The organism is Bacteroidota bacterium, from assembly GCA_037133915.1.
Lineage (GTDB): Bacteria > Bacteroidota > Bacteroidia > Bacteroidales > CAIWKO01 > JBAXND01.
The window spans coordinates 54,684-78,690 of record JBAXND010000008.1; the positions used below are offsets into that span (position 1 = coordinate 54,684).

At 43.0% G+C, this 24,007-nt stretch carries 18 protein-coding genes and 1 tRNA gene; 8 read left to right on the forward strand and 11 right to left on the reverse strand.

Annotated elements, in window-relative coordinates:
- Positions 1–18: 18 nt before the first annotated feature.
- Positions 19–306, reverse strand: coding sequence for a hypothetical protein (locus tag WCM76_04400; protein ID MEI6764859.1), 288 nt, complete (start codon positions 304–306; stop codon positions 19–21).
- A gap of 141 nt (positions 307–447) precedes the next feature.
- On the opposite strand from WCM76_04400, the gene WCM76_04405 reads away from it, so the two are divergent.
- From WCM76_04405 to WCM76_04415, 3 genes are all read left to right on the forward strand, one after another.
- On the forward strand, positions 448–1,722 hold the full coding sequence (locus tag WCM76_04405; GenBank protein MEI6764860.1) for a DUF2851 family protein: 1,275 nt from the start codon (positions 448–450) through the stop codon (positions 1,720–1,722).
- A 139-nt stretch (positions 1,723–1,861) separates the two neighbouring features.
- Positions 1,862–2,884 carry a potassium channel protein gene (locus WCM76_04410; GenBank protein ID MEI6764861.1) on the forward strand — a complete coding sequence of 341 codons (1,023 nt, stop codon included), beginning with the start codon at positions 1,862–1,864 and terminating at the stop codon, positions 2,882–2,884.
- 16 nt (positions 2,885–2,900) lie between these two features.
- On the forward strand, positions 2,901–3,308 hold the full coding sequence (locus tag WCM76_04415; protein ID MEI6764862.1) for a cytochrome c maturation protein CcmE: 408 nt from the start codon (positions 2,901–2,903) through the stop codon (positions 3,306–3,308).
- 3 nt (positions 3,309–3,311) lie between these two features.
- Here the strand turns inward: WCM76_04415 and WCM76_04420 are convergent, their stop codons facing one another.
- The 3 genes from WCM76_04420 to tsaD all read right to left on the reverse strand — a co-directional run bounded on the left by WCM76_04420 (position 3,312) and on the right by tsaD (position 5,670).
- Positions 3,312–3,839 carry a hypothetical protein gene (locus tag WCM76_04420; GenBank protein ID MEI6764863.1) on the reverse strand — a complete coding sequence of 176 codons (528 nt, stop codon included), beginning with the start codon at positions 3,837–3,839 and terminating at the stop codon, positions 3,312–3,314.
- 92 nt (positions 3,840–3,931) lie between these two features.
- Entirely contained in the window at positions 3,932–4,645 is a 714-nt protein-coding gene (locus tag WCM76_04425; GenBank protein MEI6764864.1) for a hypothetical protein, read from the reverse strand.
- Between the two features lie 11 nt (positions 4,646–4,656).
- Positions 4,657–5,670: a tRNA (adenosine(37)-N6)-threonylcarbamoyltransferase complex transferase subunit TsaD gene (gene tsaD / locus WCM76_04430; GenBank protein MEI6764865.1), complete on the reverse strand. Its 1,014-nt coding sequence runs from the start codon at positions 5,668–5,670 to the stop codon at positions 4,657–4,659.
- Positions 5,671–5,723: 53 nt separating this feature from the next.
- Between tsaD and WCM76_04435 the strand changes: the two genes are divergently transcribed.
- Positions 5,724–10,121 carry a translocation/assembly module TamB domain-containing protein gene (locus WCM76_04435; protein MEI6764866.1) on the forward strand — a complete coding sequence of 1,466 codons (4,398 nt, stop codon included), beginning with the start codon at positions 5,724–5,726 and terminating at the stop codon, positions 10,119–10,121.
- Here WCM76_04435 and WCM76_04440 read toward each other — a convergent pair.
- Both WCM76_04440 and WCM76_04445 read right to left on the reverse strand, forming a co-directional pair.
- A complete protein-coding gene (locus WCM76_04440) occupies positions 10,115–11,026 on the reverse strand; it encodes a nitroreductase family protein (GenBank protein ID MEI6764867.1) in 912 nt (303 codons plus the stop codon). The genes WCM76_04435 and WCM76_04440 overlap by 7 nt on opposite strands.
- A gap of 61 nt (positions 11,027–11,087) precedes the next feature.
- Complete coding sequence (locus tag WCM76_04445; GenBank protein MEI6764868.1) at positions 11,088–11,849, reverse strand: class I SAM-dependent methyltransferase; 762 nt, start codon at positions 11,847–11,849, stop codon at positions 11,088–11,090.
- Positions 11,850–12,053: 204 nt separating this feature from the next.
- Between WCM76_04445 and WCM76_04450 the strand changes: the two genes are divergently transcribed.
- Positions 12,054–12,127, forward strand: a tRNA-Arg gene (locus WCM76_04450).
- 167 nt (positions 12,128–12,294) lie between these two features.
- Here WCM76_04450 and WCM76_04455 read toward each other — a convergent pair.
- Complete coding sequence (locus tag WCM76_04455) at positions 12,295–13,809, reverse strand: hypothetical protein (GenBank protein ID MEI6764869.1); 1,515 nt, start codon at positions 13,807–13,809, stop codon at positions 12,295–12,297.
- Positions 13,810–14,097: 288 nt separating this feature from the next.
- Complete coding sequence (locus tag WCM76_04460) at positions 14,098–15,132, reverse strand: YncE family protein (GenBank protein MEI6764870.1); 1,035 nt, start codon at positions 15,130–15,132, stop codon at positions 14,098–14,100.
- A gap of 230 nt (positions 15,133–15,362) precedes the next feature.
- On the opposite strand from WCM76_04460, the gene WCM76_04465 reads away from it, so the two are divergent.
- The 3 genes from WCM76_04465 to WCM76_04475 all read left to right on the forward strand — a co-directional run bounded on the left by WCM76_04465 (position 15,363) and on the right by WCM76_04475 (position 21,494).
- Entirely contained in the window at positions 15,363–16,529 is a 1,167-nt protein-coding gene (locus WCM76_04465; GenBank protein ID MEI6764871.1) for a glycine-rich domain-containing protein, read from the forward strand.
- A 207-nt stretch (positions 16,530–16,736) separates the two neighbouring features.
- A complete protein-coding gene (locus WCM76_04470; GenBank protein ID MEI6764872.1) occupies positions 16,737–19,958 on the forward strand; it encodes a T9SS type A sorting domain-containing protein in 3,222 nt (1,073 codons plus the stop codon).
- A gap of 39 nt (positions 19,959–19,997) precedes the next feature.
- A complete protein-coding gene (locus tag WCM76_04475; protein MEI6764873.1) occupies positions 19,998–21,494 on the forward strand; it encodes a glycine-rich protein in 1,497 nt (498 codons plus the stop codon).
- Positions 21,495–21,815: 321 nt separating this feature from the next.
- On the opposite strand, the gene WCM76_04480 is transcribed toward WCM76_04475, so the two are convergent.
- The 3 genes from WCM76_04480 to WCM76_04490 form a co-directional block, all read right to left on the reverse strand.
- Positions 21,816–23,066 carry an IS256 family transposase gene (locus WCM76_04480; protein ID MEI6764874.1) on the reverse strand — a complete coding sequence of 417 codons (1,251 nt, stop codon included), beginning with the start codon at positions 23,064–23,066 and terminating at the stop codon, positions 21,816–21,818.
- A 237-nt stretch (positions 23,067–23,303) separates the two neighbouring features.
- Positions 23,304–23,606, reverse strand: a complete 303-nt coding sequence (locus WCM76_04485; GenBank protein ID MEI6764875.1) for a nucleotidyltransferase domain-containing protein — start codon at positions 23,604–23,606, stop codon at positions 23,304–23,306.
- Complete coding sequence (locus WCM76_04490) at positions 23,585–23,941, reverse strand: HEPN domain-containing protein (GenBank protein MEI6764876.1); 357 nt, start codon at positions 23,939–23,941, stop codon at positions 23,585–23,587. Before WCM76_04490 ends, WCM76_04485 begins: the two co-directional genes overlap by 22 nt.
- Between the last annotated feature and the right edge of the window lie 66 nt (positions 23,942–24,007).

Consider the following 24,007-nt stretch of genomic DNA (forward strand, 5'->3'; position numbering starts at 1 on the left):
TTTTCGTGCGTTGTCCAACTACTTATTTAATAAATTAATGCATTTGTCAACTTCTCTGATCAGCTCATTTATTTTCAACTTGGCGCGGGTAGTATCTTTTCCTTTTCCCAAGCCCTGGGCTATCTTCAGCATTTTTATTTTTTCTTCCAATTGCCTGATCTGACCGTCTTGTTGTCCAATTATAGCTTGCAACCGAACTTTTTCGTCTGCTAATCTGGAATTTTCAGACTCATAACGTAAAAGCTTAACTTTTAAATTGCGTGCCCTATCTTCAATATTTTTGATGAGTAAACCAAGGTCTTTCATTGAAACTCAACACAAATAATAATTGACAAAAATACAACATACTTGTGTGTGTTTGCAAGTTTTTTTAACTATTAATTAAAATCTGTATGCCCAAACAACAGGTTTGATGATTTTTCTATATTTTTGAAAGAAAAAACTACTATGATAAACGAGGAATTTCTTTCCTATGTTTGGCGGTTTCGCCTATGCGGTTCAATTTTAAAAACCACTGATGGTGAGGAAGTTGAAGTGCTTCATCCCGGTCATCTGAATACTGATTCAGGTCCTGATTTTACAAACGCAAGGGTTCGGATTGCGGATACACTTTGGGCAGGAAATATTGAAATTCATGTAAATGCTTCCGACTGGAAAAAACATGGACATCAAGATGACGATGCATATAATACTGTTATTCTTCACGTTGTGTATAATGCTGACGCAACTTCAGCTGATATCGGCTGCGCATTTTTTCCAACCATAGAGTTAGCCGGCACATTTGATTATCAGCTTCTCCAAAGATATGAAGGGATGCAATCGGGGAGGTCATGGATTCCCTGTGCCGCCGGTCTAAATAGCGTTGAGCCTTTTATTATCCAATCGTGGTTGAATAATCTTGTTTTTGAACGATTTGCAATGAAAACAGATGCTGTAATTAATGAACTGAATTCACGGCAAGGCGATTGGGAGCAATGTTTTTATATTTATAATGCCCGTGCTTTTGGATTTGGATTGAATGCCCAACCCTTTGAATTGCTGGCTCGTTCGCTTCCTTTGCAAATACTCGCCCGGCATAAGGACGATATTTTTCAGCTTGAAGCTTTGTTGTTCGGGCAGGCCGGATTATTGCACCAGGAGTTTACCGATGATTACCCTGTGCTGCTGCAGAAAGAGTATTTTTTTCTTCGTAATAAATGGCAATTGCAGCCTTTGCCCGGACACACCTGGAAATTTCACCGCCTCAGACCGGCAGGATTTCCAACATTGCGTCTGGCACAATTTGCATCTTTGATTTATAAGTCGTCCTCAATGCTTTCTGAAGTACTTGAATGCACCGATATCACCCAACTGACAGCGCTTTTTGATACCGGGGTATCCGATTACTGGCTGACGCATTATAATTTTGACGCACCCACTTCAAGGGGGAGCCGGAAAATGAGCAGAGCATTCACAGATATAGTTATCCTCAATGCGGTAGTTCCCTTTTTATTCGCTCTGGGCAGAATAAAAGACGACATTCGTTTTACAGACAGGGCACTTTCGCTGCTTGACGAACTTCCGGTAGAGAAAAATAATATCACACAGAAGTTTGATGATTGCGGTATTAAATCGGGCTCGGCATTACAATCACAGGCACTGCTGCAGCTTAAGAATGCTTACTGCAATAATAAACGATGCCTTGATTGCCGCATCGGGCATACCTTGCTCAATACCCGATAATATAGAATTAAGCTCAACGATACCAGGGTATTGAGCCGTGAAAAATCGGAGCCTCAATTAAGGTGTCAAAACCAATCTTTTTAAGTAATTTTGTATAATAATCTCAGACCACGTCTTAGGCAATACATAACAATTCAATATGGCAGTGCGCATAAATATCTTTGGTACCCGAAAATTGCTGACCGCACTGCTGTTGTTTATACTTGTGCTTACGTTTGGCGTTGTCGGCTATTCTGTTATTGAAGGATTCCGGTTTCTGGACGCACTTTACATGACGGTTATAACTGTTGGAACAGTTGGTTTTAAAGAGGTTCATGAATTGTCGGATGGCGGAAAGATTTTTACAATTATCCTGATAATAACAAGTATTGGTATTGTCACTTACACCTTGTCGGTAGTGGCTGCTCATTTTATTGAGGGTAATTTACGAAGCGTTTTCAGAGAACTCAAGAAAAAGTCAGGGATAAAGAAAATGGAAAATCACATTATTATTTGTGGATACGGTCGTAACGGCAAACAGGCTGTTGCAGAGCTTAAGGCGCATCGTCGTCCGTTTGTTGTTATTGATAACAAACACGATGTGGTTATTGCTAATGATGATAACACGATTTTAATCATTGAAGGCGATTCTACAGAAGATGATGTACTCATACGTGCCGGCGTAAAAACTGCCAAAGCTTTGATTACTACACTGCCAAATGATGCTGATAATCTCTTTGTGGTACTTTCGGCGCGGTCGCTGAATCCCAAACTGATTACAGTAAGCCGCGCCGCTGACGACAGTGCTGAGCGGAAATTGTATAAGGCCGGTGTAAATAATGTTGTGATGCCCGAACGTGTGGGCGGCGCCCATATGGTTTCTCTGGTTGTGAATCCTGATGTTGTTGATTTTCTTGATTACATTTCAGTACATGGTAAAGATGAAACCAATCTAGTGGAAATAACGTGTAATTGCCTTTCGGAAAAATTCAGAAATAAATCCATACGGGAGTTGGAAATTCGCATAAAAACCGGTGCCAATATTATCGGATTCAAAACACCTGATGGCGAATATACCATTAACCCCATTCCCGATACCGTGCTGATGCCCGATTCGAAGTTATTCGTACTGGGCACTCCCGAGCAAATACGTATGATGAAAGAAATTCTTGTGAAGGGTTAATAATTAATTATTTTCGATGAAAATCAAACATATTGTTATCCTTATCGCTTTAGTTGCAGCCATCGGCGTAGTGATTAGCCTTACCTACAAGCCCGATACCTATTCCGATTTTGCGCAGGCAGCCCGATACCCTCAAAGAGATTTCAGTATCATCGGAAGCCTTGAACGCGACAAGGTTTTTGGAAATGATACCCTTGACGGGATAATCTATTTTTCATTTTTCATGAAAGACAGCAAAAACCTGGTAAAACAGGTCTATTACAGAGGCGCTGAACCTCAGGATTTTATTAAGCTGGAACAAGTTGTGGTTACCGGGAAAATGACCGGTGAGCATTTTATTGCATCGTCAATGGTGCTGAAGTGCCCATCAAAATACAATAATAAAAATGTGCCTGAAGAGTTTGGTGAAAAGGAATTCAGGTAGCCTTTATTTCTGAAATTCAACATCGAAATCATCAACGAATGCGATGTTGTTGTTCGGATTCCAAACGTAGATACTGATGCGGTCATCGGGTTTAATATCTGCCGGCAAAGTATATGCGGCGTTAATATTTGTCCATTCATCCGCTTTCTTAACCTGGTCTTTCAAATCCAAACCTGCCCAAAAAATATTTTTCCCATTATTGTCAATGCTGATCACGAGGTTAGTGGTAATGCCGGTTTTCTTAAATAAGGTCCAAAAATTAATATTTACCCGTGTCGGGAGAAAGGTTGAATCAATATTTTTGAACGTTTGGCAAGGACCATAGCTAAAACGGTTCGTAGTATCAATTTTAGAACAACGACTCCCTGTATGACCGAATCCGGAAATTACTGTGTGCTGATTCATCCAAACGTCATCTTCCATTGAACTGCGCATTTTTGCAGAAGTAGGCCTGTTTACCGGAGTTTCTTCTTCGCATGCAACTAATGCCATAATTACCATGGCAATCAATAATGTACTTAGTCTTTTCATTATTTTACGTGTTAATGTGCAAAAGTATAAATTAATGTCAAATTTGCAATAATTACTGTTTGATTGTGTTTTTCGAAAATCGCGTCCCGGTTTTATAAAGTTATGCCCACATTAAAACCCAGCGTGAATTTCAGATGACCACTATAAATAAGCCCGAATTTTGTTATATCAATAATTTTTGTAGCGCCCGGGATGTGCTCACTCCATTTGTTATTTTTATATCCCGGACCGAGAAAAAAATCAATCGCCACTTTATTGGCTGCAATTACCTGAGCTCCAAATAAAATATTTACATTGAAATGACTTCCTGAATAGTAATCGGCGGTATTTCCTTTTTCAAATATACGGGCACTTGACCATGAGGAATGAAGCGCGAGATACGGCCCTTCAGGTCGTAAGTTCTTTTTAATGAAATAGAATTTGTAGGCAGCCTGGACCCTGTAACCATTGACTGAAAGTACCGGTTGCCCTTTGTTTTGGGAAGATTTTTCAGATAATATCAATAACATACTTTTGCCAAGATACGATGCGCCGATACTTAAAGATTGCCCTCGGGTGGTCATGAATTCGCCGACCAATCGGTATTCGGCGGTATATGGGACGTTTCCCCAGATAATCGGAAGAATATTGGTTTTAATCACCATGCCGATAGGATGCATTTTTTCGAACTTTTTCTTCAGAAGCGTATCGCGTCCGTCGTTATTATGCTGGGCCTGGACGTCAGGGGGCATGAGCATGCCGATTGCGAAAAACACCAATAACAGGCTTTTTGAAAGATGCTGCACGATGTTTGCCGGTCTTCGCAATTGATGTCGGATTAAGTTCTGGTATAGGGTGATGTGTTTTGTGCTGCAAAACGATTTGAAATATACTTATAATATCCGGTTACGGCGACCATGGCGGCATTATCAGTAGAATAAACGGTTGCAGGAATATATGCTGTCCACTTATTTTCTGCCTGCCCTTGCAGCAGTGCCGAACGCAATGCTGAATTTGCCGAAACGCCGCCCGAAACTGCGACGTGAGTGATGCCTGTTTTTCTGACAGCGTTTTCGAGTTTTCCGGTGAGTATTTTTACGATGGAATACTGAAGCGAAGCACAGAGGTTGGCAAGGTTTTCTTCAATAAAATTTGGATTAATTTTTAAATGATCGCGAACAAGGTAAAGGAAGGATGTTTTCAGTCCGCTGAAGCTGAAATCGAGCTCTCCAACGGCAGGTTCGGGAAGTGTGAATGCATGCGGATTTCCGCCAAGGGCATTCTTATCAACCATCTGTCCGCCAGGATACGGAAGCCCTAGAATTTTGGCTCCTTTGTCAAATGCTTCGCCGGCCGCGTCATCAATGGTTTGACCAATAACCTCCATTTCGAAATGGCTTTTTACAAGAATGATTTGTGTATGTCCGCCCGAAACAACCAAACAGAGAAAGGGGAATGGCGGAATCGCTTTATCATTTCCTTGTTCCACAATAAAGTGAGACAGAACATGGGCATGGATATGGTCGACCTCGATGAGTGGAATTCCTAAGCCAAGAGCAAAGGCTTTTGCGAAAGAAGTACCCACAAGCAATGAACCCAGCAGCCCCGGACCGCGTGTAAAGGCAACTGCATGTATGTTTTTTTTGTTTATTTTTGCTTTAATTAGGCATTGCTCAATTACGGGGATAATGTTTTGCTGATGTGCGCGTGAAGCGTATTCGGGTACAACGCCTCCGTAAAGCCGATGAATATCCTGACCGGCAATGACGTTAGACAACATGACATTGTCACAGAAAACAGCTGCAGCCGTATCATCGCAAGAAGATTCAATGCCTAAAATATATATACTCATGAAACGTTACTCATTTAAACGAGACCAAAAATATTAAAAAATTCCGGACTATATTGCTTTGGCTGTACTTAGTGCTGGTTGTTTTTCCGGCATCTCTGTATACATTGCTGCGCAGTAATGCAGTCCAGAACATTATTGCACAAGGCATTGCCACCTACCTTTCGTCTGAACTGAAAACCAGAGTATCCGTCGGGGGTGTCGATATTGCATTTTTTCTGGACGTTGTACTTGAAGATGTCCGGATAGATGACCTTCATGGAAACATTCTTCTGAAGGCGCGGCGCCTGGTGCTCGATGTGGGCGATATTCACCTGAAAGATCATGTGCTGAATGTTGATGAACTTACCCTCGACAATGGGCTGGTGGCGCTGAAACAATATAAAGGTGAGCATGCGCTCAATCTGCAATTTATTATCGATAATTATACTTCGCGCGATACCGTAACTACTTCGGGTGGAACACCCTGGAAGCTTGCTGTTACCGGTTTGAATATTACTGACTCGCGTTTTACCTATCGTAATTTTGAGAAAGATACCCTGGCAAGGGGTATTGATTTTGATAATCTGGATATTCATAATTTAAATTTGAAAATCAGTGATGTTACAATCAGCGGAGATACGATAAATGCTCAGATAAAGAATATCAGCCTGGCTGAAAGAGGCGGGTTTGTCTTGAACAGCATGAGTACGCTCGCTTCTGTAAGTTCGAAAGGAATACGAACCACCGGCCTTAAGATTAAAACTCCGTTTACAAATCTGGATCTGGATTTAGCTTTTGAGTATAATGAATGGGATGATTTCAATGATTTTGTCAACAAAGTCAACATGGTTTCCACAATCAGAGCAAGTGTAGTAAATACCTGCGATATCGCTTTTTTTGTGCCGGAAATGTGGGGAATGAATAATAAAATCAAGCTTATTGCTGAGGTTAGGGGAAAGGTGAAAAACCTGAAGGGGCGAAAGATGAAACTTATGTATGGCCGCTCTACATGGTTTGAGGGAGACATTGCTACCAATGGACTGCCTTTGATTGAAGAAACGTACATTCATGCTTCTGTTCACCGGGCGAGTACGAGCAAAAGTGATCTGGAACGGTTTCTGATTCCCGGGACCGGAGGAACAGCGACACATTTGAATCTTCCACCTGAATTTGCCAAACTGGGTAACGTGAGCGTAACAGGCTTTTTTACTGGGTTTGTGGGCGATTTTGTTGCTAAAGCAGATTTTATTACTGATATCGGAAAAATAACGACCGACCTTAAATTGCAAGGAGGCATGAAAAATAGTTTGCTCGGATATTCGGGCCGTTTGGTTACCAAAGATTTTGATTTGGGAACGCTGTTAAACGGTCAGGGCGGACTTGGCAAAGTGAGCATCAACGCTGCTATCGACGGTAAGGGAATAAGTGCCGAAACGGCCGACCTTTCGCTGACAGGGACTGTCAGCCGTCTCGATTTTAATCAATATTCATACACCGGAATAGCGCTGAATGCTACCCTCGCAAAAAAAATATTTAACGGACACCTGACCGTGAATGACCCCAATCTTGTGACCAATTTTGACGGAGGTGTTGATTTTACCGATACTATACCGGCCTTCGATTTTATTTCGCGCGTCACCTATGCAAATATGAAGGTGCTCAAATGGATAAAAACAGATTCCATTTCTGATGTTTCTGGTTCATTGAACTTTAATTTTAAAGGTAATACAATCGATAATTTGCAAGGCTCTGCATCCATCACGAATGCAAATTATAAGGAAGGTAAAAATGTATTTTATCTCAGCAAACTGGAACTCGACACGCATCGCGATACAACCGGTTACCGAACATTTAATCTGAAATCTGATTATGTGGATGCATGGTTCAAAGGATTTTTTGAGTTTAAGGAAATTCCTGCTTCTGCCTATAAATTTATCTCTGCTTACCTTCCGGGGATTAAGCTAAATCGCGACTCCCTCGAAAAAATTAAAGCTAAACAGCTTTTTGAGTTTGATATTACTTTTTATAACGCGACTCCTGTTGCAAAATATTTTGTGCCGGGGCTGAGTCTGGCGGCAGATACTAAACTGTTTGGCAGCTTTAATTCCGAGCAAAACAGTATGGCGGTGCAGGGCAGGTCAAAGGCAATCAGTCTTAATGGAATTGAACTTCTGAACCTTGAATTCAGAGCCGAAACACAGCACAACTATATTACGGCCAATCTTCTTTCCGATACACTTAAACTCTCCGACAGCACATGGATTCATAATGTAAGAATGAATGCCTTTGTGAGCAACGACAGTATCAAATCTCAATTGCTGTGGAACAACAATCGTTTTGAAGACCGCAATTCCGGCGATATCAAAGCATACGCGCTTATACACGAGAATGCCGGGATGACCATCGGTCTTGCCAATTCGCAGGTGGTTGTGGACGATTCACTCTGGCTCATCAGCAGTGGCAGCCGGATTCTGATTGATTCTTCTCGGTTTGAATTTCGTGATGTGCGGCTGGAATGCAACAGACAAAAACTTGCTGTTAACGGCGTCCTGTCTAAAAATCCTCAGGACTCTCTAAATCTCAGTTTCAACTCCTTTAACCTTTCCGATTTTGATTTTCTTTCCAATGCATATGATTTCGATCTTGACGGAACGGTAACCGGTACGGCGAGTTTGCTTGATGTTTATACCGCACCCACCTATTTCGCCGACCTTAATATAACCGGCCTTGGATTTAACGGCAGCAGGTTGGGCGATGCCGTTGTGAAAAGCAACTGGGATGATATCAACAAAGGCATTTCCATTGATGCACAAGTGCTGAATCGCGGTGATATCGGGACTATAAAACCACTGATTGCCAAGGGATATTATTTCCCCTTAAGTAAAAAGAATAATTTCGATTTGAATATTTTTGTTGAAAAGCTCGACCTGAGAGCACTTTCACGATACCTTGGCGAGACCGCTTCAATTATAAACGGAAATGCCACAGGCAGCCTTACACTTACCGGAACGAACGCAAATCCGGTGCTGGAAGGGCGTTTGAAATTGTGGCGAACATTTTTCAAAATCAATTACCTGAACACAATTTACTCCTGTGCGCCCGAAGATGTTCAGATATTGAAAAATGAAATACGCTTCGACAGCATGTTGGTGCTTGATCAGCCATATGCCGACTCGGCCTGGGTGAACGGAAAAGTAATGCATGATAATTTCAAAAATTTCAGGTTCGATATCAATATTCAGCCTCGCAGCCTGATGTGTATGAATACAAATGCCGCACTGAACGAATTGTTTTACGGTAAAGCATTTGCCTCGGGGAATGCACGCATTTATGGTGATGCCAAAAATATCAATATGGATATCCATGCGAAAACCGAAAAAGGAACGCAATTATTTATTCCGATGAGTTCGACATCATCGGTGAGCGAAAATAAATACATACACTTCAGGAATGCAGGAACAGCTATTAATGATGTGAACGGAGCCATTGACCTTTCAGGTATACAGATGAACTTCGCGTTTGATGTAACCGATGATGCCGAAGTGCAGATTATGTTTGACCCACAGGTGGGAGATAGAATCAGAGGCCGCGGTAATGGAAATATCCAGATGGAGATTAATACCAACGGCAGTTTTAAAATGTACGGCGATTACACGATTAAAAGCGGTGACTATCTTTTTACCTTTGAAAATGTAATTAACAAACGATTCGATATTTTACAGGGCGGAACCATACGATGGAACGGAGATCCATACGATGCCGATCTGGATGTCAAGGCGATTTACCGCGTTAAAGCAGGTCTGGCAGGGCTGGGTGTTGATACTAACAGCCGCTCTGTACCGGTAGAATGTATCATTAATATGTCGGGGAAATTAGTAAACCCAACCTTTAGTTTTGAAATTGATTTTCCCTCGCTTTCCGATTTTGAAAAGAGTCCTTATCTGGCAGAAGTGAACAGAAATCTTTCATCGAATTTCCTCACACTGCTGGTGCTTAACAGCTTTTACAGCTCCGGGGTGACCGGTACCAACGCGCAGGGCAGTGGCACGGGATTTCTCGGTAAAAGCACTACGGAAGTGCTCTCAAACCAGATGAGCAACTGGCTTTCGCAGATTTCAAAAGATGTGGACATTGGTGTTAATTATCGCCCCGGCGATCAGATAACGCGCGAAGAAGTTGAGGTTGCCTTGCGTACCCAGCTGTTCAATGATAAGGTTACTATAGAAAGCAACCTCGGAGTGGGTGGTGGTTCTGCCAATTCGGCCACTCAAAACTCAAACACTATCGTGGGCGATGTAAACGTGGAGGTGAAAATCACCGACAAGGTGAAGCTCAGCGTTTTTAACCGTTCCAATCAGAATGACTATTTGAGTAATAACGCGCCCTATACGCAGGGAGTCGGTGTATTCTACCGTCGTGAATTCAACACCTTCAAGGAATTGTTTCAGCGTAAAAAGAAGAAAAATCAGTAGCGGTTCACTTTTGCAAAGCTGCGTCTGATAGTCTTTTTATAATGAAGCTTCGGATATCCGATAATCAACATCAGCCCCATCTGATTTTTAGGATGAATGCCGTATTTCTTTTTGAGTTTGTAAGCTCCTTTTTGAATAAAAGGACCGACACTGCCAATCATGCATGTTCCCAAACCCAGCGATTCCGCTGCAAGCATGGCGTAGGTGCAGGCAATTTGCGGGTCGGCCGGATCACAGTAAGGTGTTCCATAAAAGTACAAGGCCACCGGGGCATCGTATAACAAATAATTTTTTCCTTCCTTGCGTGCTTTTGCCATAAAGCTGAGAAGCGGCGTGATGAATCCGCGCATCAGTTTTATCATTTCTTTTCCGTAAAACGGACGCATCATGGTGAGCATGAAAGGAGAGAACAGCCACCCTATACTTTTGAAATAGTCCATCACGTCGTTTGAAAATGTGCGCACCTTATCGTTTCCTTGCAGCACAAGCACTTCAACATCCGATGGCGGAAGTCCCATAGGCGCAGTCATTGCTGCGTTCAGGACCTTGTCAATTACCTCCTGTTCAACTTCTTTATCGCGAAAATCGCGTATGCTGCGGCGGTGGTTCATCAGCCTGAGCAGTTGGGTATAGTCCGCGCTTTCTTCCTTAGCGGGAAGCGGAAAAAAGTCATCGCTTGTGAGTGTTCTGCCCTGTACTCTGATACAATCATGCGGGCAAACCGCCTCGCACTGACCGCAACCAATACACCCAAACAATGGGTTGCGACCGAATACAATTTTATCTTCAATAATCTCAAGTGAGAAATCTTTACAAACCATAACACAATTGCCGCAGAGTGTGCAGTGTGTCATATCTATTTTAACCTCCGCTGCTTGATCGGTTCTACTGGTAGGTATTGCCATACACTTCTATTATTTTCTTGTTTTTTGTATGATGGTGTTGTGTGATACGTGTTGTTTGAAATTATTTTTTCTTACATACTACAATGAAATCTTTGGAAGTGCTTTCCAGCGGACTTTTTAAGTAGTCGCCATAAATGGTCACCAGTTCCAGATCAGAGAGGGCAATCAGGTGCTCAATCTCGTAACGGAAATAAAACCTCATTTTGAAATCCCAGCATTCTTCCAGTTGTTTATTTCCTTCGTCCCAAACAAATCGCATGGTAACACTGCTGACCTGATTTACAAGGTCGGCTTTCATGGTTGAGTATCGTTTTAGCTTTTTGCCCGGTTCGTATTCCCCGGAAAAATCCATCACATCGTCCAGACCTTCGGAGAGCATTTTTGGGTTGGGTACGTATAAGTCAAAAATAAAACAGCCGCCCGGTTCGAGGTGGCGTGCAACATTATTCAACGCTGCCAGCTGTTGTTCCACTTCAATAATGTGCGAAAACACTCTGAACGGTGCGAGAATCAAATCAAATTTCAACCCGAGATGCATTGTTACACAATCATCTTCGGTAACCCGGAATTGGTCTTCCGGAGCAAGTTTTCGCTTCAGAACGTCAATCATGCTGCGGCTTACATCAATACCATAAATATCAGCGCCCCTTTGTACAGCCTCTGTGAAGAAGCGTCCTGTTCCGGTGCCTATTTCAAGTACGCGGTTTTTGCAGCGCGCAATCTCATTCATAAAAAAATCGGAATCTGTTTTGTGGCGCAGACGTGCATATATCACATCGTAGAAGCGTGCAAAAGTTTCAGGATAATTAACCGTTTTGCTCATGTTCTGGATTTAAAGATATCGTGTATGTTTGCGGTCAAATCACCGAGCCGGGTGCATACATTGGCAAAGATATTGAAAAACGAAAAAATATCAGAGGCGTATGAGAATAATATAGACCTATGTTCAAACCTTACAGTTAGTTAACTGTTGAAATTCATTATCTGAAATTATCAAATGAAATTTGTACTTTTGTGCTCGTGAAACGGCCCCGTAGTTCAGCTGAATAGAACGTCAGATTCCGGTTCTGAAAGTCGGGGGTTTGAATCCCTCCGGGGTCACATTATTATCAAAATGCCGCTAATAATCAATGATTGAGGCGGCATTTTTTTGTTTTAATACGCACATACGAATTGAGTTATTCTGGTCCAATAAAAAAAGAGACCATCTCGATGTTGAGACAGCCTCTTCTAAATATAATTTCGAATTATTGGTATAAATGAAGGTGTTATTCCAGATTCAGTATCCCGAAATACGGAACTTTATTGCCAATTTTAAGTCCTGTACCGACGAAAATAAATGAGTTGCCATCCTCAATTCTTTTCGTTTGGCTCAAATCAACAAGGGCAAGCTGGCTGCCCACTTTATAGATTATTTTCTTCGTTATTTTACCATCGGCATCAACTACCGCATGCACCAGGCAAAGCTTGTCCGGATTGACCACTTTTACTCTCACCATTTTTGCACTTACCACGTTTGCCGGATTGTCGTAATAAAAAAGATGGGTGCTTGTGCCATCGCCAAATGCTTTACAGAACAATTCCGAAACATATTTTTTACTGCACACGTCTTTTTTAATCACATTGGCCCATTGTATTTCACCATCAAAATCGAATTTTATCAACCCCATGGTTTGCATAAAATATGAGGTTGCCGAGGATTGTGATGAACTGACCGATAATCGGTATTCACACACATAAAGGGCGCCATCATCGAGCTTCACAAGTTTACTTGGAGACGTAATGAACTTGATGCTTTTCTTATCAACATCCGGAAATTTTTCGCTGAAGGTTTTATCAATGGAATATGATTTTACAGTGGCACTGCCTCCTGATGTCAGGTCTTTACTGATGAAGAAAATTGAACTTTTTCCGCTTCCGACAAATCCTCCCTGTGACTGCATACCACTGATGCAAAGCATTCCTTTATTACTGATGCACCATGTATAATTGAACGTACCTTTGGAGTATTCTTCAGACAGAATGAGTTTCCATGAACCCGGTTTATCGGATGCCGCTGCAAATATGGTTCCTTTGGTTTTTTTTGTTATTGCCGTTGGTTGTGAGGCAATCATTACTACCGTTCCATTCACATAGGCGTAATCCACATCATTAAGGAAGGTGATGCTGCCAAAAACATCTTCCCGCTGTACGGAATCTTCGCGTACTTTCTTCAGCTTAGAATCATACACATCGACAAAAATGGTGGCAGGGTCATCATATAGCCGGGGTTTCTCGGGTGGTCTCACTTCAATATTCACCACAAGCATGTATTTTTTATCTTCCGAAATCCTGATTGCCGGCATTCCCGTAAAAGTGTGCTTTTTACCATGCAGTTTGTATGTTTGCTCTACCAGTACTTTGCCTGCATCATCGGTAATTACAAGCTTGTTGTCTTTTGCAAAACTCAGCGGGCTTTCGTCCATTGAACCCGCTAAAACATTGTAGTCGCCAAAGCTGTAAACAGCAAGATAGCCTGGGGCAGCATCGGGCAGGTTGACCAAATCAGACTTCGTAATCTCGGAATCAAAGTTCCGGATATAAACACCTTTGTTGCCTGTACTGAAAGGGTTGTTGTCCGGGATAATGTAAACCGAGCGAAACTCATCGGGCGAAGTTTTGAAAAAATAACTGAACTGTTCACCATCTTTGGTTGTCGGAATTTTTTTCATGTCAAAGTTTGCTTGTGCAGCAGCCATTATTACCGTGCTGCAGGCAAACAATACCAGAAGAATTTTTTTCATACAAATTGGGGTTGGTTTATAATCAATAGTTTCTGAAAATTCAATTCTGATTCAATCTTATGGTCACCGTTGCTCAGTAATTATACCGCGTAAAACTACCACTTATGTGACGAACAAATATATAATAAATTAATCACCAAACGGCATTCTAATAAAAATATAATCAGCAAAACGAGCTACTTCAAAAGGACGCGTCACACTGTCTTATCAGATAGCTTCTACATTGTATTTTTGACTTTGTCAGGAAGAAGCGGTGCGGAAGGTAAACCTGCGCGAACCGGCCAATAACTATTTCGAGAATTCAATTTCCAATATTGTGAAAGTACCCGGGATTACTGATGGTCTCGGATGCGGGTTTTCTTTCGTTGCTTCCGGCGTATCGCCAAAATCTGCTGTCGGCAAATATATTTTGTGTGTCAATTTATCGAGGGCGATGGTGCGTGCTCCTTTCTGAGTGGTCACATTTTCAAGTACCTTGAAGGTATTTTCATTTTCTTCTGCCACTACTGTCATTGTGCCATCACCATTAGAACTATATGCGTATTTTTTTTCAGAATCGAATGCTACCCCGTCCACACGGTCACCGATAGGAAGCGTTGTTATTACTTTTCCCGACAAGGCGTCAACAATTACCATCAATTTGTCACAGACGCTGAATAAACGATGCGTTTTGTTGTCAAGAGCCAGCCCGCTGGGACCTTCGCCCGGTGCGATTGACCAGTTTTGTATAACTTTCATGGCAACAGGATCAATTACGCTGATGTTGCTTTTATCCTCAATATTCACATAAATTTTTCCATTGCTGTCAGTAACCGCGAATTCAGGTTTACCTTCAAGGGCAATGGTTCCTACCACTTTATTTGTTTTTGCGTCCAGCACTGTGGCATTACTGCTGCGCCCGTTGAACGTGAATACACGGTGCGTAAATGGATCGTACAGTATGGCATCCGGGTTATTTCCGGTTACTTTTATTTTTTCAATAGTGGTGAAATTCTGAAGATTAAAGACTGTTACAGAAGTATCTTTTCCGTTGCTGATAAATCCTTTGTTCAGGTCATTGGCAATTGCGATTCCGTGAACTCCTCTGGTATCTTGAATCGTAGCGATAACATTCTTTGTACTGACATCGAGCACTTGCACCACCATTCCGTGTGATATAAAAAGATGGTGTGTGGCTTCATCCATGAAAAGGTAATCCCAGCCGCCATCACCGTCGACGTGAATTTTGTCTGCAATTCTGTAATTTGAATTTTTCTGTTGTGCAATGGTGCCAACTGAACTCATAAATATCAGTACAATAATAATTATCAACGACTTTTTCATCAGATTAAATTTTCTTGTAGTTAAATGATAAAATGTTGTTCACTACTGATAACATCTGTTTATAATAAGCAGAATATCGGGTTTAAATATATGGTCGGAGGCGAAATTAGCTTTTTATTAAATCTCTTGTTACATTTGTGTCAAAGTGAAGGTTGTATAAAAGTGTTTCTAAGGATATCCAATAATAATTATTTCGACCTGAAAATGTTCTTACTAATAAATTATTTGCGATGAAGAACTTGATTAAAGGAAAAACGGTAAGTATGATAATGATTGGTGCACTTATAAGTGTAATTATTATTATGCAGGCAACAACTATTTTCTCACAAACGGTAGGCGTGGCAATAAGCCCCAACGGTGGTTCTCCCGACGGTTCCGCAATATTGGATCTTACAAGTGCCGCGCAGGGACTGCGTATTCCACGGGTTGCGCTCACAGATACGGCACTTGCTTCGCCGGTTGTCAATCCCGCCAATAGTCTGTTGGTTTTTGATACAGTGACTTTTATAAACGGCACATCCGGTTTTTATTACTGGGACGCACCTCATACACAGTGGATAAAGCTAGCCACCGGTAACGGAATTATCGGCCCGACAGGACCTGCAGGTCCCGCGGGTGTAGTTGGACCATCCGGCCCGGCAGGATTGGCAGGTCAGGCAGGTGCAGTCGGACCCACGGGTCCCACAGGCACAAACGGAAGCAACGGAGCAGCCGGTACAACGGGCGCAACGGGTCCCACAGGTCCCACAGGTCCGACAGGTGCAGGGGGATTTTCAAATTTTATTATTATCAGTAATACAGGTACATCAAATGGTACTATTCCTGCCAACATAACAAAAATCATGGTTGAGGTGTGGGGCGCCGGCGGGGGCGGCGGTTGGGGTGCTGCCTATAATAAATTAGGATCCGGAGGAGGAGGAGGTGGTGCCTATACTTTAGCTATTATCAGTGTTACTCCGCTGAGCAGCTACAGCGCTTTTGTCGGCACTGGTGGTCCGGGCGGAGCTGGCGGAACACAAATTGCCGGTACTGCCGGAGGCGCCAGCACTTTTACCTATGGCAGCACCATCATCACTTCGGGGGGAGGGCAAGGCGGACTTCCCGCTACCGGAAGTGCCGGAACGGCAAGTGGTATCGGTGGGGCAGGCGGAACTGCAACAACCCTTAATTGTATCAACATTAATGGAACTCCCGGTGAAAATGGTGATTACCTGAATACAAGCCCCGGCAATTGCGGCAATGGCGGAAGCTCCCCTAATGGCGGTGGAGGAGGATCTGCAGGGGGTGGCGTTCAGGGTTACAGAGATGGCGTTGTCCCCGGTGGTGGCGGTGGTGGAGCGTTTACGTCTCTGGTATCCGGAAATGGCGCAAATGGACGTGTGGTTATTTGGTACTGATAGCTCAATTTTGCAATTTGTCGATTGAACCATCTGAGAAAGCTTTGTGTGTAAAGCATGGTGTTGCAGAAATTAGGTTTTCAGCATATTATATATTATATTTGTTTCCATCAAGCATCAGGAATTATCTGTAAGAAGGGTTTCTTATATTTTAGTTTTGCGCCGAACTAAAGATTTTCGTTGAAAATATACTAATAGTGAAATATTGTGAAAAAATTTATTCTTATCCCGGTATTGCTCGCTTTCAGCACTCTTGCACGGTCACAGGGCGTGATAAATGATGGCGCAGCCATCAAAATTACTGCAGGCACGGTAATGTATTGGGGCGGTACATCAAATTCTTTCACGAATCAAGCGCATGGCACGAGTCAAGGCAGTGTTGATCTTGCCGGAACGATGGTGATATCCGGAAACTTCACGAATAATGCTGCAAATAATGTGTTTATCGGGGCAAACCAGACTGACGGTACGGTGAAGTTTACCGGCACAGCCACGCAAACCATTGGTGGCACAAGCGCAATAAACTTTGAAAATGTCGAGATTAATAAAAGCGGTGGTACAGCTACGCTTAACTCAACGAATAATAAGGTGTATGGGAATATGCTGATAAATGCCGGTGTGTTCAATGCTTCAGATAAAATATTTCATGTTGCCGGGAACTGGACAAATAATGGCACATTTACTTCCGGCACATCCAGTATAATTTTTGATGGCACTGCCACTCAGACCGTGCACTCCGGTGGCAGCTCCTTCTCCGGAATTACATTCAATAACACCGCGACAGGAAATACAGACATCAACCTGAACGACAATTTGTCGATTACATCAAATGCAACTTTCACTAACGGTATCGTTTACTATACCAATAGTGCAATGATGACATTTCAGAATGGTGCAACATCAAACGGCGGCGACTCTCTCAGCTTTGTGGACGGCATTGTAACTAAAAGCGGAAACAACAGTTTCGACTTTCCGATTGGTGATGTTGCCGGTGTAAATGTTGTTTGGGGACCGGCGGCAATTGCTTCTCCCGCTCAAAGTTCAACCATCACTGCCGGATACCAATTTGTTGCACCTGCAAATCCGACAGTCATCTGTTCAGGAATTGACCATGCAAGTAACGCAGAGCAATGGAATCTCACTTCCAATCTTTCTTATCCTGACGTTACACTGTACTGGAAAAATTTGACGCGCAGCGGTCTGGGGAACCTGGCAGATATAAACCTTGTGAACTGGGAGGTTTGCAGCGGCTCCAATAAATGGACGGAAAAAGGAAATGCAGCTATACAGGATAATGCGTGGCAGGGACACATCACCGGGTCTTTTTCATCGTATGGCACGATGACGCTGGGTGCTAAATGCATCACACCGAGTATAACTTCCAGCACACCCGGTTCAAACTGCGGTACAGGAACTGTTATACTCAGCGCGGCATGCAGCCAGGGAACCGTCAACTGGTACACCTCTTCCTCAGGTGGAAGTCCTGTTGGTTCGGGCAGCCCATGGACAACGCCATCAATAAGCACCACTACAACCTATTATGCTGAAAGTGATAATAATGGTTGTAAATCCTTATCGAGAACGCCGGTTATTGCTACCATCAATCCACTGCCCAATGCAACGGTCAGCGCCATAGGTGGCTGCGGCGGTTCGGGCACCGTTACAGTTACGTCCGACATTACCGGAAATCAGACTTTCTATTTGTGTGATGGCTCAGGCAATATACTGAATACTGCCACTGCCAATGCTTCATATTACGATTTTACGTCACAGCCGAATGGAACGTACACCGGGAAAGTGCTGTTTGGTAACTGTACATCGGTACTGTCAACGGCAGTGGTTCTTTCAAGTGCAACCTCAACCACATGGACCGGTTTGGTTTCTATTGACTGGAACACGGCGGGAAACTGGAACTGTGGCATTCCCAGTGCAACTGTCAGCGCGACTATTCCATCCGGGACACCGCGACAGCCAACCATTTCAAACGCGGCAGAATGCAAAGATCTGAACATCCTCAGTGGTGGCATATTGACCATCAGTGCAGGAAAATCACTTACTGCTTCCGGTCCGACCAACCTGAATGGTGCGCTCTGTATGGTTATTAAATCCGATGTCAGCGGAACCGGTTCATTTATAGATAACGGCTCAATCACCGGTGCAGGTACCGCCAAGGTTGAACGCTATATCCTCGCCAACGACTGGCACTATATCAGTAAACCGGTAAACACTGCTACAGCCTCTATTTTCAACGGCAGCTATCTGAAAAAGTGGATAGAGTCAAACTACTCATGGCTCAACATTACGTCTCCGTCTGCGGCATTAGCAATCATGGAAGGCTATGCGCTGAAAAGTCTTACCACCAAGGTTTTTAGCTTTACGGCAAAACCCAATACGGGTGTGCTGTCTATTGCTGTTACACGAAACACATCTCAGGTGTCCAGCAAGCGAGGCTGGAACCTTGTCGGGAATCCGTATCCCAGCTCCATTGACTGGATGGCAGCGACAGGATGGACTAAAACCAACGTGGATAATTCAATCTATATTTACAATAACAACTACGCCAACTATGCTGTGTATAATGGAGGTACACAACTTGGCGTGAATGGCGGTTCACGGTATATTGCAGCCGAGCAAGGTTTTTTTGTGACCTGCAGCAGTTCGGCGGGCGGCACATTGGGAATGAATAATTCTATCCGTATTCATAACAACACACCCTTTCTGAAGTCTTTGGCATCAGGAGACTACGTGAGACTTACCCTTGGGCACCAAGGAACGACAGACGAAATTATCATCAATGTGAATGCCGATGCCAGCAATGATTTTGACGGTGCTTTGGATTCCTACAAGATTATTACTCCTGAAATTGACCAGATATGGTCGGTGAACTTTTCGGATATGACAAAACAATACGCCATCAACAGCATATCTGATGTGGCGAGTAATCCTGATATTCCCGTGGCTTTCGCACCAACAGCAAATGGAACTTATACCATCTCGGCTTCAGAGTTTGAAAGTCTGAAATTACAGACAGGAATTTATCTGGAAGATATTAAATCCGGCATTATCACTGATCTGGTTGAAAATCCATCCTATTCATTTACCGCATCAACAACAGACGATATTAATCGTTTTATTATACATTTTGGTAAACAGCAGACTACAGGAATCAAGGCAGTCGATGGCAACAGTGAACTAAGTCTTTATCCAAATCCGAACAACGGCAGGTTTATTATTTCACTTCGTGATAAACTGGAAGGCACAGCCACGATAACTGTTTATGATGTGCTTGGCCATTGTGTTATCAGCAAAGAAGTGAATGGACTTGTGCAGGAAGAATTTGGTTTGCAGAATCTTGCTTCCGGTGTTTATACGTTGAAAGTTATCGGTGCGAGAGAATTGCCCACCATCCGTTTCATTGTAAATCAATAATTATTAACCTGTGAAAAGAAGCATTAAAACAGCAAGAACATGAAAAATCTGAAATTTACTTTCCGCTTCCTGAACCTGAAAGGTGCAATATGTCTTTTTCTCACTTTTCACAGTTTACTGTTCACGCTTCACGGATTTTCCCAGGGCGTATCAATTAACAGCTCCAATGCAGCGCCCGATCCATCAGCAATGCTCGATGTAAGCGGCACCACTACCGGTGTGCTGATTAACCGTATGACTTCCGCGCAACGTAATGCAATAGTAAATCCTGCTGAAGGGTTACAAATATTTAATACGGATACGAAATGTATTAATTTCTATAAAAACCACGGCTGGTTTGAGGTGTGCGGTAACTGTGTACCACCTGCAGCCCCTGTGGCAGGAAATAACGGACCGCTTTGTCTGACTTCCACATTGAATCTCACAGCATCGGCTATTCCGTATGCTACCTATTCCTGGACCGGACCCAATGGATTTACTTCTACTGCCCAAAATCCTTCAATCACCAATGTTACAACTTCGAATGGTGGGGTATACTCAGTGATGTCATATATCAATTGTAACAGCAGCGTGGCCACAACCAGTGTCACTGTAATAGGCCCGATTCCCTCAACCTTTACATGGAGCTCGTTAAACCCACTTGTTAATGAGTTGGTTACTTTCACGCCCACACAGACGGGCGCTAGTTACAGTTGGACTTTCCAGGGTGGAAATCCGGCTACAAGCACTGCCCAAAACCCGGTTGTTTCCTGGGCTATTGGCGGCACCTATAATGTATCCCTTACGGTTACCGTCAGCGGTTGCGTTTCGGTGGTAACAACACAGCAGATAACAGCTACTTGTCCTCCCGGTACTGCCTCTTTCACATATACCGGAGCTGTTCAAACATGGACAGTACCACCATGCATTGCAAGCATTTCCATTGATGCAAAAGGTGCACAAGGGGGAGGACCTGCGGGTGGAAAAGGCGGTCGGGCGATAGCGACTGTTACTGTAACACCAGGCTCGACGCTCTATATTTATGTCGGTGGACAACCAACCACAAGACCGGGCGCAACAAGTGGCGGGTTTAATGGTGGCGGTAAAGTTATGGCGCTGCCATGCGGTGGCTCTACCTCCGATGGATGGGGTGGTGGAGGAGCTTCAGACGTAAGAACCTCAGTCAGTCTCAGTGACAGGCTGATTGTTGCTGCCGGTGGTGGTGGTTCCGGCTATAGCAGTGGCGCCGGTGGAATCGGCGGCGGTCTCACAGGTGGCTCGGGAACAAGCTTCTCGGGTATTGCAACAGGCGGCACACAAACCGGAGGCGGTACATCCGGTGCCAATCCGGGTAGTCTGGGCATTGGTGGTGATGCGGGTCCCCTTTCCGCTCTTTGTATAGGCGGAGGCGGTGGCGGTGGATATTATGGCGGGGCAGGTGGCAGCACCGGCAGCGGCGGCGGCGGCTCAAGCTGGACCGGGTATCCGGGAAGCACCAACACGACAAATACAGCCAATTATAATACCGGCAATGGTTCCATCTCAATAACGTACTAAAGGGCATTTGTAAATTCCAATACCCGGACTAACGACGGGGCATCTCGCTTGCTGAAATATTGACTAAGCTTTCCAAAAAACGGACTATGCTTGCTGAAATATTGACTTCGCTTCCGGAATAATGGACTACGCTTCCCGAAAAAATGACAATACTTCCTGAAAAAAGGACTACGCTTGCTGAATTATTGACTTGGCTTTTCGTAAAAATGACTACGCTTCCTGAAATGTTGGGAGTGTTCAGAAAAGTGTGTCATTCTGCTTGGTGCAGGGTTCTGCCCTGAAGCCGTAGGCGGAAGGGCAGAACCCTGCAAAGGTATATAATTATAAATATTTTTCATAACGGCTCCCAAACTCCTCCATAAGTTCTTTCTGGATTGATACCCAACTCAGGGCTTTCTTGTGCCAGCTTTTTTGGTTGTGCATTAATGCCAGGTATAATTGTTTCAATAATCCTTTATCATTACTCCATGCGCCTTTTGATTTGGTTACTTTTCGCATTACCCTGTGCAGCGCTTCCACAGGGTTGGTAGTATAAATCATTCTGCGGATATTTTGACTATAATCCATATATGCCATTAACTCTTCCCATTTTTCTTCCCATTTTGGACGTATTTCCTTGTATTTGCTGTCCCACTGCGTGCCAAATGCAATCAATGCTATAGCTGCCTGCTGCCGGTCCGCTGCTGTATATATTTTCCGTAAATCACTGCATAATGCTTTGATGTCTTTGTTGCTAACAAACCTAGTTGAACTGCGAATCATATGAACGATACACCGCTGGATAATGGATAATGGGAAAACCGCCTCTATCACGTTCTGGAAGCCAGTCAGCCCATCAACACAGAAGAAAATAACATCTTCTACACCTCGTTTCTTAATGTCTTCTAAAATTAAACCCCATTGCCGGGAACCTTCGGATTCATTTAAATATAAGCCTAAAACATCACGCAGCCCATCTACGGTAACTCCAAAAGCTGTGTATATAGCTTTACTGATTATCCTGCCATCTTCTCTAACCTTGTAGTGTATGGCATCCAAATATACAATAGCATAACATGGAGCCAATGGGCGTTGCTGCCATTCGATGATCTCTGACCAAACTCGGTCAGTCACCGCACTGATTGCTCCAGCACTTACTTCTAATCCATAAAGTTCCCGAAGTTGATAACGAACATCTTCTACCGAATGTCCTCGGGCATACAGGCTTAAAATGATGTCATCTAGTCCCGTTCCTAAATCCCGATCCCACTTCTTTATCAGATTTGGCTCATGTTCTCCATTACGATCCCTTGGGGTACGAACTTCAATAGGACCGACACGGCTTTTAACCGTTTTATGGGTATGGCCATTGCGCCGATTATCTTTGTCGGTGAGTTTGCTCTCCTTAAGGTGATAATCCATCTCTCCTTCTAAGGCAGCATTTACAAGAGCTTGTAACATATCCGTGAAAATCCCGCCATCACCCACTATGGGATCTCCATTATATAATCTACTTATTACTTCTGCTCTCTTACTTTCGTCCGGTATTAAATCTTCTAATCGCGGTCGTTTTTCTCTTTTATTTTTCTCCATATGTCAAAGTTAAAAATTGTTTATTCGCTTTGACACACTTTTTTGAACAGCCTCGAAATGTTGACTAGGCTTCCTGAAAAAATGACTACGCTTCCCGAAATGTTGACTACGCTTCCGGAATAAATGACTACGCTTGCTGAATAAATGACTACGCTTCCGAAAAAAATGACTACGCTTCCGGAAAATTGGACAGTTTAATTTTTCGAATTGACTAATAGGAACAGCGATTCACAGTAATCAGAATATTTCTATTCCAAACTTTTGAATGTCTGCTAAGAAGTTAGCGTCGTCAAAATCTTTCTCAATCAGGATAGGTTCAATTCTGTCATCAATTTGTCTTCTCAGTTTCCAAAGTATTGGATTTATTGAAAAATAATCACCGTCAATATGGTTGACAACAATTGCCACATCAATGTCGCTGTCTTCTCTGTTTGTGTTTCTTGCGTAGGAACCAAACAGGTATACATTTTCCAGTTGGAAATAATCGTTCAGCAAAAGTTTATACGCTTTTACTTTATCTATAGCTTCGCTTTTATCCATTGCTGTATTTCTTTTGTCTTTTCAATTATTTCAATACACTTTGCATCTGTCAGGCTTTTCATGAGCCGCTCTTTATGCGATGGATATCTTGCTTCAATATTTAATGGTTCTATTTGATCAATGAATTCCTTTTGGTCTTCAGTGAATGATTCATAAAAATCACCTCTTTTAGCAAGAAATGATAAACTGTGACTATAAGGGGGAACTTCTGCTTTAACTTTAGTAAAGAATGCTTTAAATGCTTTTTCGATTGTCTGATGGCACATAAAACCTACATACAAATATCTTTTGCTTTGAAGCATGGCTTCTGCTGTTTCAATATCATAATCAGACAAGTCAATCCAATATTTAATATTATTTTCCTTGCTATTAAATTAATTCAAAGATAAAAAAAAGATTGA

Excerpts from the sequence above, each read along its gene's own strand:
- WCM76_04400 (MEI6764859.1), bottom strand. The coding sequence starts at position 306 with ATGAAAGACCTTGGTTTACTCATCAAAAATATTGAAGATAGGGCACGC.
- WCM76_04405 (MEI6764860.1), top strand. The coding sequence starts at position 448 with ATGATAAACGAGGAATTTCTTTCCTATGTTTGGCGGTTTCGCCTATGC.
- WCM76_04410 (MEI6764861.1), top strand. The coding sequence starts at position 1,862 with ATGGCAGTGCGCATAAATATCTTTGGTACCCGAAAATTGCTGACCGCA.
- WCM76_04415 (MEI6764862.1), top strand. The coding sequence starts at position 2,901 with ATGAAAATCAAACATATTGTTATCCTTATCGCTTTAGTTGCAGCCATC.
- WCM76_04420 (MEI6764863.1), bottom strand. The coding sequence starts at position 3,839 with ATGAAAAGACTAAGTACATTATTGATTGCCATGGTAATTATGGCATTA.
- tsaD (MEI6764865.1), bottom strand. The coding sequence starts at position 5,670 with ATGAGTATATATATTTTAGGCATTGAATCTTCTTGCGATGATACGGCT.
- WCM76_04440 (MEI6764867.1), bottom strand. The coding sequence starts at position 11,026 with ATGGCAATACCTACCAGTAGAACCGATCAAGCAGCGGAGGTTAAAATA.
- WCM76_04445 (MEI6764868.1), bottom strand. The coding sequence starts at position 11,849 with ATGAGCAAAACGGTTAATTATCCTGAAACTTTTGCACGCTTCTACGAT.
- WCM76_04455 (MEI6764869.1), bottom strand. The coding sequence starts at position 13,809 with ATGAAAAAAATTCTTCTGGTATTGTTTGCCTGCAGCACGGTAATAATG.
- WCM76_04460 (MEI6764870.1), bottom strand. The coding sequence starts at position 15,132 with ATGAAAAAGTCGTTGATAATTATTATTGTACTGATATTTATGAGTTCA.
- WCM76_04465 (MEI6764871.1), top strand. The coding sequence starts at position 15,363 with ATGAAGAACTTGATTAAAGGAAAAACGGTAAGTATGATAATGATTGGT.
- WCM76_04475 (MEI6764873.1), top strand. The coding sequence starts at position 19,998 with ATGAAAAATCTGAAATTTACTTTCCGCTTCCTGAACCTGAAAGGTGCA.
- WCM76_04480 (MEI6764874.1), bottom strand. The coding sequence starts at position 23,066 with ATGGAGAAAAATAAAAGAGAAAAACGACCGCGATTAGAAGATTTAATA.
- WCM76_04485 (MEI6764875.1), bottom strand. The coding sequence starts at position 23,606 with ATGGATAAAAGCGAAGCTATAGATAAAGTAAAAGCGTATAAACTTTTG.